Consider the following 14227-nt stretch of genomic DNA (forward strand, 5'->3'; position numbering starts at 1 on the left):
CGCCGCGCCGGCCCCGTGATCAGGTTCCGGCCAGCCCCGCGAAGAAGCGCGCGGCGTTCGATTCCAAGCCCTCGATATAGTAGCCGCCTTCCTGCACGATCAAGGTCGGCAGCTTGAGCCCGGCGACTTCGCGCCCGAGCCGTTCGAAGCCGTCTTCCGACACCGCCACCATGGCCTGCGGATCCTTCTCGAAGATGTCGAAGCCCAGCGACAGCACCAGCGCGTCCGGCTGGAACCGCTCGATCGCGGCGCGCGCTTCGCGCAGGCGGTCGAAGAACACCGACTCGGGCGAGCCGTGCGGCATCGGCAGGTTGAGGTTGTAGCCTTCGCCTTCGCCCGCGCCGCGCTCGTCCTCGAAGCCGGCGACCACCGGATAGAAGTTCTCGGGATCGCCGTGGATCGACACGTACAGCACGTCGCTGCGCTCGTAGAAGATGTCCTGGATGCCCTGGCCATGGTGCATGTCCGTGTCCAGGATGGCGACGCGCCCATAGGTGCCGCGCAGGCGCTGCGCGGCGATGGCGGCGTTGTTCAGGTAACAGAAGCCGCCGGCCGCGTCGCGGCGCGCATGGTGGCCGGGCGGACGGCACAGGGCATAGGCATGGCGGTCGCCGGCCGCGATGCGGTCGGCGCCGGCGATGGCGCACTGCGCCGACCAGTACGCCGATTGCCAGGTGTTCGGGCCCACCGGGCAGCTGCCGTCGGCCAGGTAGCGCGCGGCCTGCGCCAGCACGCCGCGCAAGGCGTTGGGCTCGCGCACGAAGACATTGGAGACCACCTCGTCGCCCCAGTCATCGGGCAGCTTCTTCCATTCGGCGTGCGCCTCGCGCAAGAAGCGCAGATAGGCCGGCGTGTGCACCGCTTCGAGCGGGGCCTGGCCGTGGTCGGGCGGCGCCTGCACGTCGAAGCCCAGGTTGCGCGCCGCCTGCGCCAACGCGTCCAGGCGCGATGGCACTTCCTGCGGCGTGCGCATCTTGCCACGCGAGAAATAGGTCTGCGGATGGTGCAATTTCTGATCGTCGTGGAAATACGCCTTCATGCTCGATGGCCCTCGGGTTGGAATTGGACATGGCGCCGGCCATGGGCGCCCAGCGCCAGCACGGATACCAGGGAAAGCAGCGAAATCACCGAGAACAGCACGGCCAGCGGCCACCACTGGCCCTTGAAGTTCTCGGCCAGCACCGTGCCCAGCATCGGCGTCAGGCCGCCGAAGATGGCGCCCGACAACTGGTAGGCCATGGAAATCCCGGTGTAGCGGATCGCGGTGGGAAAGCTGTCGCTGACGAAGCCGGCGATCACCGCATAATAGGCGCCCATGAACAGCACCGCCACGCCGATGCCCAGCGTGATAGCGGACAGCGAGCCCAGGTCCACCAGGTTGAACATGGCGTATGGCGTGAACACCGACACCAGCGCCATCGTCGCCAGAAAGCGCAGGTTGCCGACGCGGCTGGCGATATAGGCCGCCAGCGGCGTGATGAAGAACTGCATGATCGACACCACCAGCAGGCAGTCCAGGATCACCGCGCGGTTCAGGCCGACGTACTGCGTGGTGTAGGCGATCATGAAGGTGCTGGTGAAGTAGAACCCGGCGATGCCCAGCACGTTGGCGCCCACGGCCAGCGCCAGTAGCCCGGGCGCGCCCGTCAGCACTTGCGCCAGCGGCGCGCGGGCCGGCTTGGCGCGCTGCGCCTGGGCCTGCTTTTCTTCCAGGAAGTCGGGCGATTCATTGACGCTCAGGCGGATCACGAAACCCACCACCAGCAACACCGCCGAGAACAGGAACGGCACGCGCCAGCCCCAGGTCAGGAAAGCGGCGTCGTCCAGGCCGGTCACCAGCTTGAACATCAGCATCGACAGGATCAGGCCGGCCGGGCTGCCCAGCTGCGCGAACGAGGCAAAGAAGGTGCGCTTGCTCTTGTCGGGCGAGTGTTCGCCCGCCATCAGCACCGCGCCGCCCCATTCGCCGCCAACCGCCACGCCCTGCACGATGCGCAGCAGCACCAGCAGCACCGGCGCCCAGACGCCGATCGAGGCGTAGGTCGGCAACAGGCCGATCAGGACTGTCACGCTGCCCATCATCAACAGCGTGATGACCAGCGATTTCTTGCGGCCGATGCGGTCGCCGATATGGCCGAACAGCGCGCCGCCCAACGGCCGCGCGAAAAAGCCCACGGCAAAGGTGCCAAAAGCCGCCAGCGTGCCGTAGAAGCCCGTGGCCGATGGAAAGAACAGTTTGCCGAACACCAGCGCGGCGGCGGTGGCGTAGATGTAGAAGTCGTACCACTCGATCATCGTGCCGATGAATGCGGCGGTCGACGCGCGCACCGGCTGGTGGCCCGTCCTGGAATTTCCCCTCATGGTTTTCTCTCTGTAGGTAGGTCGAGGTTTACTGCGTAGACCGTTATACGCGTGCCCTCGCCATAAGAAAAATTCTGAATTCTTATCCGCGAAATTCAGCGAATTTATGAGTGAAAACCCTAGTATTGAGCGACGATGCGCGCAGAACCGCCCGCGTCCGTCTCGCGCTCCGAGATTGGCGCAGCGGTTCAGCGGGATCGTGGGAGCGCCCCGTACGCCCCCCTAAAGCGGGCGGCAGGCATGGACGCGCCTCAGCGCGCCGGCTGCCAGTCGCGCCGGCAATTGGCCAGCGGGCGCAGTTCGTTGGCCGCCGCCAGGCGCAAGGACGGCTTGGCCCCGGCCACGTAGACCAGATTGCGCGACCGCCACACGGCCAGCTCGGCATACGGCACCTGGGCCGACGAAGCGCTGCCGGTACCCCAGAAATCCATGCTCGGCGCATCCAGGCAGGCATCGCCCGCGGCCACGCTGGCCAGCTCGCGGCCAGTGGCCAGGTCCACCGCGCGAAAGCGCACGGGCGTCGGCCGCTGGCGCAGCTCGGCGGCGATCACCACCGGCGTGCCGTTGGCCGTCTGGCCCACGCTGGCCGGCTTGACGGTCTGCACCTCCTGGCCGCGCGGCACCAGCAGGAAGGCCACGCCATTGTCGATATCCAGCAGGCGGCCGGGTCCCAGCCTCACGGCCTGGAATGGTTCGTGGCGGATCAGCGTGGTCTCGTACCAGCCGTTTTCGTAGCGCGTCCAGCCGGGTTCGCCGGCGTCCAGGAACACCTGGCCGCCGATGCTGTCGCCGTCGCCTTCCTTCTGCACCGGGATGGCGGTGATGCGCAGATCGCCGCCGCCGACATCCAGGTACAGCAGGTTGCCGTGGCCGGAGGTGCGGGTGACGAAGGCCAGCACCCCGTGCGGGTTGATCGGCTTGGCGGGGCCGCAGAAGTAGTCGCGCGCGCGGCGCGGGTCGCCCGCCGGCAGGAAACGCTCGCCCAGCTTGACGCCCTTGCCGCAGAGCGGCTGGCGCTGGTAGGCCAGGGTGTATTGGCTGGCGTTGCGCCGCCTGCCTTCCTGGTAGTCCTGGAAGCCGATGTCGGTCTCTTCGACCCGCAGCCCCTTGTCGTTGTAGAGGGTGCGGGCCTGCAGCGGGCCGGCCAGCGCGGCCAGGGCCAGCGACATCAGGGCGGCGGCCATGGGCGGCCGCAGGCAAGCCAGGGGATTGTGCATGTCTCTTGTCATCATCCGATAGCCGATGGGGCACCTTAGCACAGTGACCGGGGCGGCCGACGCGAAGAGGCAAAAGCGGGGCAAGGCGGCCGCCGGCGCGAATGCCGCCGGCCGCCGTACAAAAAAAACCCTCCCGGAAAGGGAGGGCGGGGCAGGCCACTACAGCGCCTGCATCTCGGTGTTGGCATTGCGCCCCGGCGCCGGCTGGGCCGGCGCGTTGGTGGCCGGGGCCGTGGGCGCGGCGGCGGGCGCCGCGCCCGGCACCGGCACTTCCACGTACGGCAGGTGCAGCACCTGGCTCGTCATGGCGCGGATCTGGTTGGTCAGCGCCGGACTGTCGTTGAGCTTCTGGCCATACGACGGAATGATCTCCTTCAGGCGCGCCTTCCAGCCCGCTTCCATCTGCTGCGGGAAGGCCTTGGCCAGCAGATTCAGCATGATGGGCGGCGAGGTCGAGGCGCCGGGCGAGGCGCCCAGCAGCGCGGCGATGGTGTTGTCCTTGTCGGTCACGACTTCGGTGCCGAATTGCAGGATCGCGCCTTTTTCCGGATCGCGCTTGATGACCTGCACCCGTTCACCGGCCGTCACCAGGCGCCAGTCTTCGCGCTTGGCCTGCGGGAAGTACTTGAGCAGTTGGGCGTGGCGGTCCGCGTCGGTCAGTTGCGCCTGGTCCACCAGGTATTTGACCAGGTCCAGGTTCTCCAGGCCCACGTCCACCATGCTGGCGACGTTGTTGTGGTTCACGGACGAGAACAGGTCGAAGGCCGAGCCCTGCTTGAGGAACTTGGTGGTGGCCAGCGCGAACGGGCCGAACAGCACCACCGGCTTGCCGTCGAGCTTGCGCGCGTCCAGGTGCGGCACCGACATCGGCGGCGAATCGGTATCGGCCATGCCGTAGGCCTTGACCTCGTGGCGGCCGGCGATGGCCGGCGCGTCGAAGGCCAGGAACTGGCCGCCCACCGGGAAGCCGGCGTAGTTCTTCGACTCGGGAATGCCGGACAACTGCAGCACCTTGAGCGAGGCGCCGCCCGCGCCGATGAAGACGAAGCGCGACTTCACCGTGCGCTCCTGGTTGGTCTTGAGGTCCTTGACCGTGACGTTCCAGGTCTTGTCGCCGTTCTGGCGCAACGCCGTGACCTCATGCTGCAGTTGCAGCTTGAAGTTGGGGTTGCGCTGCAGGCCCTGGGTCAGCTGGTTGGTGATGACGCCGAAGTTCACGTCGGTGCCCAGCGGCATGTAGGTGGCGGCGACCTTTTGGCTGGCGTCGCGGCCTTCCATCAGCAGCGGCGCCCACTGGCGGATCCGCGCCGGGTCGGTGGAATACTCCATGCCGTAGAACAGCGGGCTCTTGACCAGGGCATCGCGGCGCTTGCGCAGGTACTCGATGCGGTCATCGCCCCAGACGAAGCTCATGTGGCCGGTCGGATTGATGAAGTCCGACGGCTGGCCGAGGCGGCCGGTCTTGACCTGGTGCGCCCAGAACTGGCGCGAGATCTCGAACTGTTCGGCGATGTTGATGGCCCGCTTGATGTCGACCGAACCGTCGGGCATTTCGGGGGTGTAGTTCAGCTCGGCGAAGCCGGAGTGGCCGGTGCCCGCGTTGTTCCAGCCATTGGAGCTTTCGAGCGCCACGCCGTCCAGGCGTTCGAAGAGTTCGACGCGCCAGTCCGGCTGCAATTCCTGCAGGTAGGTGGCGAGCGTCACGCTCATGATGCCGCCGCCGACGAGCACGGCGTCCAGGGGCTTGTCATTGTCCGGCGCCGGGACCGAACGTTGGTGCAGCGGCCAGTACAGGAACAGGGCGACCGCGATCACCACCGTCACCACCAGGCTGCCCAGGATCTTGAGAAACTTTCTCATGGGTATTAGACCTTACGGTTCAAAGGATTATGTTGTTGTAGTTATCGGCACTTCAGGGAAAAGGACGTAGGCACCTCCGGGCGGAAAAAATACGCAAACGGTTTCCCGGCCGTCCAGGGCGTCAGGCCGGGACGGGGCGATTGCGGGGAACATCATGGAATGGGAGCCTGACCGGTCCGGCACGCGGCCGGGGCGACGCGTCTGCCGACGGGCGCGCGGGGGTCAGGTCATGCGCGCAGGCCAAAGCCTAGCCGAAGCGGGCTCATCAAGCCGCAATACCCGGGTCGCGGGCATTGGCTTGGGCGCAATACGCGTTGCGTTGCGATTGTAAACAAATTGCGGTTGCGAGGCCGGCGGGCAACGGGCTGGGACGGCGCCTCGCCATCCTCACCACATCTTCGGGCGTTTCGACTGATACCGGACCGGCCGCGCGGACCGGCCCTGCCGGCTCACCTGGCCCGGCAAGGCGCCAGCAGGCGGCACGCGCCGGATGCTGGCTGGCGCGCGGCAACCGCCCGCCACCACGGCGATCCCGGATGTGGCGCGGCCAGGTCCAGCCGTTCGCCCATCTCCGGCGTGGCCAGCGCCACTCCGCGCTCCGCGGCAAGCGCGGCGATGCGTTCGAACGGTTCCTGCCAGGCGTGCATGGCCAGGTCGAAGGTGCCGTTGTGGATCGGCAGCAGCCAGCGGCCGCGCAGGTCCAGGTGGGCCTGCAGCGTTTCCTCGGGCTGCATGTGGACGAAAACCCAGCGCTTGTCATAGGCGCCGGTTTCCATCAGCGTCAGGTCGAACGGACCGAAGGCGTCGCCGATGGCCTTGAAGCCATCGAAATAGCCGCTGTCGCCGCTGAAGAAGATCCGCATCCCGGCGTCGTCGATGACCCAGGAGGCCCACAGGCTGCGGTCGCCGTCGGTCAGGCCGCGGCCGGAGAAATGCTGGGCCGGGGTGGCCGTCAGGCGCAGGCCTTCGACCTCGGTCGACTGCCACCAGTCCAATTGCTCGACCTTGGCCGGATCGACGCCCCAGGCGATCAACTGGTCGCCCACGCCCAGCGGCGCGATGAAGCGGCCGGTGCGGGCCGCCAGCCGAGTCACGGCGGCGCGGTCGAGGTGGTCATAGTGGTTGTGCGACAGGATCACGCCGGCGATCGGCGGCAGGTCGTCCAGGGCGATGGGCGGCGCGTGGAAACGCGCCGGGCCGGCCCACTGCACCGGCGACGCCCGCTCGGAGAACACCGGATCGGTCAGCCAGTAGCGGCCGCGCAGCTTCAGCAGGATGGTCGAATGGCCCAGCCGGAACAGGCTGCGGTCGGGCGCGGCGCCGAGCGCGGCGCGGGTAAGCGGCCGCACCGGGATCGGCTGGCCGGGCACGGTGCCCGCCGGCTTGCCAAACAGGAAGGCCCAGGTCAGTTTCAGCCCCTGCCAAAAGCCCATGGAGGGGCGCGGGCGGGCATTGTGGAAGCGGCCGTCGCGGTGATGCGGCGGGACGGCGTGAGTGGAGGGCAGGGCGGGGGAGGCGGGCGTTGGAGCAGTCACGGCACGATTCCAGGGAAAGAAGGGAGACGGCCGGCATGGCCAAAAGTATACCGAGCAGTGTAGTTTCCTTTTTTATGAAAGTACACCGCTGAGTGTAAAATTTTCGCTATCCCTCTATCAGGACATTTCCCATGGCAGAAGTACCGCAGCGGCTCACCGACAGAAAGCGCGAAGCCATCCTCCGCGCCGCGGTGGAGGAGTTCCGCACGGCGGGCTACGAGGCCACCAGCATGGACCGCATCGCCGCCGCGGCCGGCGTGTCCAAGCGCACGGTCTACAACCATTTCCCCAGCAAGGACGAACTGTTCGGGCTGATGCTGGAACAGCTGTGGAACCGCAGCATTGCCAACGCCACCGTCGTGTATCGCGCCGACCAGCCGCTGGCCGCGCAGTTGCGCCAGATGCTGATGCAGAAGCTGGAACTGCTGGGCGATCCGAACTTCATCGATCTGGCGCGCGTTGCCATGGCGGAGATCATCCACACGCCGGAACGGGCCCAGGCCATCGTCTGCCGCATGGGCGCGAAGGAGGGCGGCGAGATCGCCTGGATCCGTGCCGCCATCGCCGACGGCCGACTGGCCCAGGTCGACCCGGAGTTCGCCGGCCATCAGTTGCAGGGGCTGGTCAAGAGTTTCGCCTTCTGGCCGCAGGTCACGCTGGGACAGCCACCCCTGGGACCGGCCGAGCGCGACCGCGTGGTGGATTCGGCGGTGGCGATGTTCCTGGGGTGCTACGGCCGCGGCGAGTGAAGTATCGTGTTCCGCAAGTGGCAACCATATCGACACCCCGCAGGAGCAACCCATGCAGATCTACTGGATCCAGGCGCAGGCGCCGCGGCGCGTCCTCGCTCTCGTCAAGCACCTGGGCATCGAGGCCGAATTCATCGAAATGGACCTGATGGCGGGCGCGCTGCGGCGGCCGGAGTACGCCGCCATCAATCCCAACATGAAGGTGCCCACCCTGGTCGACGGCGATTACCATCTGTGGGAGTCGTCCGCGATCATGGCGTACCTGTGCGTCAAGGCCGGCTCGGACATGTGGCCCGCCGATACGCGGGAACAGATCGAGGTGCTGCGCTGGCTGTCATGGAACGACTGTCATTGGGCCCCGGCGGTTGCTCCGTACTATTTCGAGCACATCGTCAAATCGACCTTTGGCATCGGCCCGCCGGACGCCGGCGAACTGGCCGGCAAGGAAAAAGCCTTCGACCGCTATGCCGCGGTCCTCGATACCCATCTGCGCGACCGCGAACAGGTCGCCTGTGGCCGGCTGACCATCGCCGACTTCCAGCTGGCGTCGATGGCGGCGTACTGGAAGGCCGCCGGCATGCCGATGGCACCGTATCCGCGCATCGTGGCCTGGCTCGACGGCCTGATGCGGCTGCCGGCGTGGGCCGATCCCTGGCCGGACGGACGCGCCGACCCCACCTGATCGCGCCTGGACCCTCGTCTCTGTTATCGTGGGCGCGGCCGGACCGCCGTGTCCGCCGCGCAAGACCCCGCCGCCCGCATCGGGCATCCGACGAGGCCTTATCGATTTGAAGACCAAGAACTATCTGTTTGGCATCATCGTGTCGCTGGTGCTGGCAACGCTCCTGGCATTCCTGGGGCTGGTGGCCGTCTCCAGCGACAACCTCGGCTGGGGCATGGCGGCGCTGTTGTCATATGGCGTCCTGTTCGGCGGACCGCTGGCCATCGTGCTGGCGCTGACCTGGATCGTGTACCTGGTGCGGGATCGCGGCCAGGTGCCCGCGCGGGTGCACGGACTGTTGTTCCTGCCGTCTTTGGTGGCGTTGATGATCGTGCCGATCGACGACCAGATCCGCCGGGCCGGCGCCGACCGCTTCCGCGGCGCCAACCCGGCGATCACCGAGAACCACGTCAACTTCAGCGGACGCACGCTCTGGCTGGACTATCGCGCCGGATCCTCGACCGACGGCGGCGGCCAGCCCTATATGGAACCCGCTTCAGCGACAAACGACCGCTTCTCGCGTTTTCGCCGCAATCCCGGTCCGGACCTGGTTGCCGCCGGCACGTTTCCCTACGCTGGCGCGCACCTGAAGCCGGACGTCGAACGCTATGCGTATTCCTCGCAGGACGGCCAGGCCGGCGATTCCCAGCCGCTGCGACGCCTGCCCGCGCCCGACCTGGGCAAGCTGCTGCCGGCATTCGCCTACGGCGAAGCGGCGCTGCTGGTCTATCAGTACTTCCATTACCCCGATCGCGTCGAGGTGGCGCCCAGCCTCGGCCGCTTTGCCGCCAGCACCGAGGACGCCATGACCGCGGCCCGCGTTGCCGGGCTGGCCATCGTCAGCCTGGACAACCACAGCCCGCACGCCATCGCCCGCCTGGAGATCAACGGCCAGACGCTGGACCTGGGCGGCGATCCCGCGCGCAGCCAGGCTGGCCAGCCTTGCGACCCGGCGCGCGGCGGCAGCCCCGCGATGCTGGACCTGGAACAGCCGCTGCGCGTGCGCTGGCAGACGCTGCAGGATCCGTCGCGCTGGCAGGAGGCGAGGGTGGTGGTGCCCGCCTTCAGCGCCGCGAGCCAGGCCGATCCCGACAAGGGCCTGCCACGCGTGCGGCTGTATTTCCTGCCCGACGGGTCGGTGGCTGCGGAACGGTTCCGCGAAATGCGCCTGCGCGGGGGGGACCTGGCCGTGCGCGCCACGGGCGTGCCGCCGCAGGCGCAAGCGGTCGTGGCCTGCGGCGCCGGCGCCTATTCCGGCTACAACCCGCAGACGGTGCGGCTGCTGGGAAATTGAGCCGGGAACGTTTGCATGAATGCCACAATCGGGGCCGATGGCGCCCCGGAAAAAGCAAAGGGGGTTCCTTGTTTCTGTACTACCGGATCAGTTTCGTGGCGAGCCTGCTGGCGCTGGCGGTCTGGGCAATCACCGTCGCCGTCTACGAAGCGCCGCGCCACGGCGACGGCTACGGTCCCGATCCGCTCGGGGTGCTGCTTTACCTGTCGCTGTGGCCGGTCGGGCTGCTGCTGGCGCATTCCGGCTTGCTCGCCTGCCTGGTGCGCGCGAGGCAACCGGCATCGATCCTGCAAGGGCGGCAGGGGATTGCCATCCACCTGGCGCTGGGAGCGGGTTTTCTGGCGTATGCGCTGTACAAGTTCCACCCGGGCTGAATGCCGCGAAGGGGGGACGCCAGGGGTCGTCTAGATGGAGGCTTGCCGCATCCGGTGCGACAGCGCCGCGGCGGTTTCCTTGCGTTCGCTGTAGCGGTCCACGAGGTAGGGCGCGACGTCGCGCGTGAGCAAGGTGAATTTCATCAGTTCCTCGACGACGTCAACGATGCGGTCATAGTAGGGCGAGGGCTTCATCCGCCCGGCATCGTCGAACTCCTGGTAGGCCTTGGCGACCGAGGATTGGTTGGGTATCGTCAGCATCCGCATCCAGCGGCCCAGCACCCGCATCTGGTTCACGGCATTGAACGACTGCGAGCCGCCGGACACCTGCATGACGGCCAGTGTCTTGCCCTGGGTCGGGCGCACCGCGCCCATCGACAGCGGAATCCAGTCGATCTGCGTCTTCATCAGGCCGGTCATGGCGCCGTGGCGCTCCGGCGAACTCCACACCATGCCTTCCGACCACTGGACCAGCTCGTGAAGCTCGCGGACTTTGGGGTGATCATCGCTGGCGTCGTCGACCAGCGGCAGCCCGGACGGGTTGAAAATGCGGGTTTCGCCTCCCAGCGCTTGAAGCAGCCGCGCGGATTCCTCGGCGGCCAGGCGGCTGTAGGAACGCTCGCGCAACGAGCCATACAGCACCAGGAAGCGCGGCGCGTGCGTGGCGCGCCGGGGAGAGAACAATTCCCCGGGGGACGGCCGGTTGAACCGGGATGGATCGATGTTGGGCAGGTCGGCGAACGCTGCCGGCGTAATGCCTTCCATGTGGTTGTGATGAATGGGAGTGGAACTCATGCAATGCCTCTCTTGATGCAAGACGGGAATTTCAATGTGTGTGGGTCGGGCCGCGCAGCAGCATCAGCGCGCCACAGGCAGCCAGGCCGATGGCGCCGGACAGCCACAAAGCGTTGGCCCCCCAGGCGTCCAGCGCCAGCCCGAAAAGCAGCGGGGCAAGCGCCTGGGCGATGCGGGCCGGCAGCATCAGCCAGCCCTGGCGCGCGCCATAGCCCTGGGCGCCAAACAGCACCAGCGGCAAGGTGCCCTTCGCGATGGTGAGGATGCCGTTGCCCGCCCCATGCAGGATCGCGAAAAGGGGGGCCGCCACCGGCCCCGCCATCAACAGCACGGTCACGCCGGCGGGGTGTGCCAGCGCGGCCAGGCGCGCCGACAGCAACGGGTGGACGCGCCGCAGGAGCCCGAACTCCAGCACGCGGCCGGCCACCTGCGCGGGACCGACGAGGGCGCCCACGGCGACCGCGGCGGCGAGCGTGGCGCCGGCAGCCTCCAGCATCCGCGGCAAATGCGTGGCCATCGCGGTGCTGATGAACCAGGTTGCGGCGAACACGAAGGCGAGCAGGGCGGTCGCGTATCCAGCCCCCCCGGCCGCGGCAACGGGGGAAGGGGATGCCGACGCAATCGCCTGCGCGGGGTCCGCGGCGGCAGTCCGTTCGGGCTGCGCCGGTGACGGCAGCGTGGGCAGCCAGGCGTTCAGCGGCAAGCCGATCAGCAAATGTATGCCGGCCCACCCGAGGCACGCGTTGCGCCACCCGAACCGAGTTTCCATCCAGGCCGACAGCGGCCAGCCGACGGTGCTGGCAAATCCGGCGAGCAGCGTAATGCCCGTGATCGCGCCGCGGGCGTGCTGTCCATACAGGCGAACCAGGCTGGAGAACGCCGCTTCGTACAGGCCGGCGCCCATCGCTGCGCCAATGACGAGCCAGGCGATGACCATCGTCCAAAGACCCTGGGCAAAACCCAGCATGCCCAATCCGAGCGCGAATACCAGGCTGGTGCCGGCCAGCACCACGCGGCCACCGTGGCGGTCGATCGCCAGCCCCGCCCACGGGCCGACCAGGGCCGACACCACCATCGCGCCGGAAAAGGCCGCGAAGACGGTAGGCGTCGCAACGCCCAGATCAGCCGCCATCGGCGCCGCCAGCATGGCAGGCAGATAGTAGGAGGAGGCCCAGGCCAGCGTCTGGGCGGTGCCCAGGGCGCCGACGACCCGGACGGGGGCGCCCGTCACCGGTCAGCTCCGCTTGGCGCCCGCGTCATACCAGTCCCTGGACCGGTTCACCACCCGTACGACCAGCAACATCAACGGCACCTCGATCAGCACGCCCACCACGGTCGCCAGCGCGGCGCCGGACTGGAATCCGAACAGGCTGATCGCGGCGGCGACGGCGAGCTCGAAGAAGTTGGAGGCTCCGATCAGCGCCGACGGGCAGGCAATGTCGTGCTTTTCGCCCAGGCGACGATTGAGCCAGTACGCCAGCCCCGAATTGAACAGCACCTGGATCAGGATCGGCACCGCCAGCATGGCGATCACCAGCGGCTGCCCGATGATCGCTTCGCCCTGGAACGCAAACAGCAGCACCAGCGTCAGGAGCAGGGCGGCCATCGAGAACGGTCCGATCCGGGCCAGGGCCGCCTCGAACGCCTGCTGCCCGCGACGCAGCAACGCGCGGCGCCAGAGCTGGGCGATGATGACCGGGATGACGATGTACAGCCCGACCGACACAAGCAGGGTGTCCCAGGGTACGGAGATGGCCGACAGGCCGAGCAGCAATCCCACGATGGGCGCGAATGCGAACACCATGATCGTGTCGTTCAGCGCGACCTGCGATAGCGTGAATACCGGATCGCCGCCCGTCAGCCGGCTCCAGACGAACACCATCGCGGTACACGGCGCGGCGGCGAGCAGGATCAGGCCCGCGATGTAGCTATCCAGCTGGTCGGCGGGCAGCCAGGGGGAAAAGACCTGGCGGATGAACAGCCATCCCAGGAATGCCATCGAGAACGGCTTGACCGCCCAATTGATGAACAGCGTCACGCCGATGCCGCGCCAATGCTGCCGGACCTGGCCGAGCGCGCCGAAATCGACCTTGAGCAGCATTGGGATGATCATTACCCAGATCAGCAGGCCGACGGGAAGATTGACCTGCGCGACTTCGAGATGCCCGATCGCCTGGAACAAGGCCGGCATGAGCTGGCCAAGGACCACGCCCAGGACGATACAGAGAAACACCCAGAGCGTCAGGTAACGCTCGAAGAGGCTCATCCCGCCCCGCGTCCGCGGGGCGCTCGCGGCTGCCTGTGCATTGGATGACATGACTTACTCCCGGGCCTTGCCGATACCACGCAATTCGGCCTGGAGCGACATCGCGTCCAGGCGTTCCATGGGCAGGGAAAGGAACAGCTCGATGCGGCGCTTGAGTACGCGCGCGGCATCCTGGAACGCCTTGCGGCGCGCTTGCTCGGTTCCTTCGTGGGCCGCGGGGTCGGGAACGCCCCAATGCGCCGTCATGGGCTGACCTGGCCAGATCGGGCAGACCTCGCCGGCGGCGTTGTCGCAGACAGTGATGATGAAATCCATCCGTGGCGCCTCGGGCGCCGCGAACTCGTCCCAACTCTTGCTGCGATAGCCGTCGGTCGGCAGCGAAAAGGAGCTCAGCGTGGAGAGCGCCAGCGGGTGAACTTCGCCCTTGGGCGTACTGCCAGCGGAATAGGCCTGGAAGCGGTCGCCACCCAGCCCGTTGAGCAGGCCTTCGGCCAGGATGGAGCGCGCGGAATTGCCCGTGCAGAGAAACAGTACCTTGAAAGGAGAACGTGACATGCAAATTCCTGGCGGCAACGAGTGGAGGATCGGATATTCGGGGATCAGCAGGTTGTGCAACCGCTGGAGTCGGAGATCTCGCAGGGAGCCCCTTGGCAGCAGTGTTCGGTGAGATAGCCGAGCAGCCCGTTCATCCGCGAGAAGTCGGCCCGGTAGATCAGATTGCGGCCTTGCTGCTCGATGGTGACCAGGCCGGCATGGGACAGCTCTTTCAGATGGAAGGACAAGGTATTGCGGGCGACGTCCAGCTGGTCGGCCAGCACGCTGGGCGTGAGGCCGCCGAGGCCAGCCACGACGAGCGCGCGAAAAACGCGAAGCCGCTGGGTGTGGGCCAGGGCGCCAAGGGCGAGAACGGTTTGATCTTCATTCATGGCGGGATAATACAATGATTCGAGAATCATTGAATAGATTGCCATGCCGATCCCAATAATCCGTGGGGCCCGGATCCATTCTTTACTTTACATAATATACATTATGCGTATTTTATGCCGGTCCAGGCG

Annotated in this window: 14 protein-coding genes; 4 read left to right on the forward strand and 10 right to left on the reverse strand. The window is 67.2% G+C overall.

From position 1 onward, the window contains the following. Nucleotides 1-19: 19 nt before the first annotated feature. From ACVN9Z_RS21425 to ACVN9Z_RS21445, 5 genes are all read right to left on the reverse strand, one after another. A complete protein-coding gene (locus ACVN9Z_RS21425; protein ID WP_053500662.1) occupies nt 20-1039 on the reverse strand; it encodes a histone deacetylase family protein in 1020 nt (339 codons plus the stop codon). Further along, a complete protein-coding gene (locus ACVN9Z_RS21430; RefSeq protein ID WP_035181302.1) occupies nt 1036-2361 on the reverse strand; it encodes an MFS transporter in 1326 nt (441 codons plus the stop codon). Before ACVN9Z_RS21430 ends, ACVN9Z_RS21425 begins: the two co-directional genes overlap by 4 nt. 251 nt (nt 2362-2612) lie before the next feature. After that, nucleotides 2613-3578, reverse strand: a complete 966-nt coding sequence (locus ACVN9Z_RS21435; protein ID WP_458212592.1) for a hypothetical protein — start codon at nt 3576-3578, stop codon at nt 2613-2615. A gap of 159 nt (nt 3579-3737) precedes the next feature. Further along, nucleotides 3738-5438, reverse strand: coding sequence for a malate dehydrogenase (quinone) (mqo, locus tag ACVN9Z_RS21440; RefSeq protein WP_049053977.1), 1701 nt, complete (start codon nt 5436-5438; stop codon nt 3738-3740). 449 nt (nt 5439-5887) lie between these two features. Further along, on the reverse strand, nt 5888-6973 hold the full coding sequence (locus ACVN9Z_RS21445; protein ID WP_109442112.1) for an MBL fold metallo-hydrolase: 1086 nt from the start codon (nt 6971-6973) through the stop codon (nt 5888-5890). A 131-nt stretch (nt 6974-7104) separates the two neighbouring features. Here ACVN9Z_RS21445 and ACVN9Z_RS21450 point away from each other — a divergent pair, with 131 nt between their 5' ends. From ACVN9Z_RS21450 to ACVN9Z_RS21465, 4 genes are all read left to right on the forward strand, one after another. After that, complete coding sequence (locus ACVN9Z_RS21450) at nt 7105-7722, forward strand: TetR/AcrR family transcriptional regulator (RefSeq protein ID WP_049055608.1); 618 nt, start codon at nt 7105-7107, stop codon at nt 7720-7722. 52 nt (nt 7723-7774) lie between these two features. Continuing rightward, nucleotides 7775-8404, forward strand: a complete 630-nt coding sequence (locus tag ACVN9Z_RS21455; RefSeq protein ID WP_320565451.1) for a glutathione S-transferase family protein — start codon at nt 7775-7777, stop codon at nt 8402-8404. Nucleotides 8405-8510: 106 nt separating this feature from the next. Then, complete coding sequence (locus ACVN9Z_RS21460; RefSeq protein WP_458212593.1) at nt 8511-9737, forward strand: hypothetical protein; 1227 nt, start codon at nt 8511-8513, stop codon at nt 9735-9737. Nucleotides 9738-9805: 68 nt separating this feature from the next. Then, entirely contained in the window at nt 9806-10111 is a 306-nt protein-coding gene (locus ACVN9Z_RS21465; protein ID WP_020927687.1) for a hypothetical protein, read from the forward strand. A 30-nt stretch (nt 10112-10141) separates the two neighbouring features. Here ACVN9Z_RS21465 and arsH read toward each other — a convergent pair whose 3' ends face one another. Genes arsH through ACVN9Z_RS21490 form a run of 5 tightly spaced genes read right to left on the reverse strand, consistent with a single transcriptional unit; the run spans nt 10142 to nt 14098 of the window. Beyond that, nucleotides 10142-10906 (reverse strand): arsenical resistance protein ArsH, encoded by a 765-nt coding sequence (arsH, locus tag ACVN9Z_RS21470; RefSeq protein ID WP_458212594.1) that lies wholly within the window; start codon nt 10904-10906, stop codon nt 10142-10144. A 31-nt stretch (nt 10907-10937) separates the two neighbouring features. Continuing rightward, a complete protein-coding gene (locus tag ACVN9Z_RS21475) occupies nt 10938-12137 on the reverse strand; it encodes an MFS transporter (RefSeq protein WP_049055604.1) in 1200 nt (399 codons plus the stop codon). Nucleotides 12138-12140: 3 nt separating this feature from the next. Next, nucleotides 12141-13223 (reverse strand): ACR3 family arsenite efflux transporter, encoded by a 1083-nt coding sequence (gene arsB / locus ACVN9Z_RS21480; RefSeq protein WP_006384122.1) that lies wholly within the window; start codon nt 13221-13223, stop codon nt 12141-12143. Nucleotides 13224-13226: 3 nt separating this feature from the next. Continuing rightward, on the reverse strand, nt 13227-13727 hold the full coding sequence (locus tag ACVN9Z_RS21485) for an arsenate reductase ArsC (protein ID WP_006384123.1): 501 nt from the start codon (nt 13725-13727) through the stop codon (nt 13227-13229). Between the two features lie 44 nt (nt 13728-13771). Further along, nucleotides 13772-14098: an ArsR/SmtB family transcription factor gene (locus ACVN9Z_RS21490; protein WP_035181149.1), complete on the reverse strand. Its 327-nt coding sequence runs from the start codon at nt 14096-14098 to the stop codon at nt 13772-13774. Between the last annotated feature and the right edge of the window lie 129 nt (nt 14099-14227).

Source organism: Achromobacter sp. KK8, from assembly GCF_054188005.1.

What these genes read in the sequence shown, in the direction of transcription:
- ACVN9Z_RS21450 (WP_049055608.1), top strand. Translation starts at nt 7,105, where the DNA reads ATGGCAGAAGTACCGCAGCGGCTCACCGACAGAAAGCGCGAAGCCATC.
- ACVN9Z_RS21455 (WP_320565451.1), top strand. Translation starts at nt 7,775, where the DNA reads ATGCAGATCTACTGGATCCAGGCGCAGGCGCCGCGGCGCGTCCTCGCT.
- ACVN9Z_RS21430 (WP_035181302.1), bottom strand. Translation starts at nt 2,361, where the DNA reads ATGAGGGGAAATTCCAGGACGGGCCACCAGCCGGTGCGCGCGTCGACC.
- arsB (WP_006384122.1), bottom strand. Translation starts at nt 13,223, where the DNA reads ATGTCATCCAATGCACAGGCAGCCGCGAGCGCCCCGCGGACGCGGGGC.
- ACVN9Z_RS21435 (WP_458212592.1), bottom strand. Translation starts at nt 3,578, where the DNA reads ATGCACAATCCCCTGGCTTGCCTGCGGCCGCCCATGGCCGCCGCCCTG.
- arsH (WP_458212594.1), bottom strand. Translation starts at nt 10,906, where the DNA reads ATGAGTTCCACTCCCATTCATCACAACCACATGGAAGGCATTACGCCG.
- ACVN9Z_RS21490 (WP_035181149.1), bottom strand. Translation starts at nt 14,098, where the DNA reads ATGAATGAAGATCAAACCGTTCTCGCCCTTGGCGCCCTGGCCCACACC.
- ACVN9Z_RS21425 (WP_053500662.1), bottom strand. Translation starts at nt 1,039, where the DNA reads ATGAAGGCGTATTTCCACGACGATCAGAAATTGCACCATCCGCAGACC.
- mqo (WP_049053977.1), bottom strand. Translation starts at nt 5,438, where the DNA reads ATGAGAAAGTTTCTCAAGATCCTGGGCAGCCTGGTGGTGACGGTGGTG.
- ACVN9Z_RS21485 (WP_006384123.1), bottom strand. Translation starts at nt 13,727, where the DNA reads ATGTCACGTTCTCCTTTCAAGGTACTGTTTCTCTGCACGGGCAATTCC.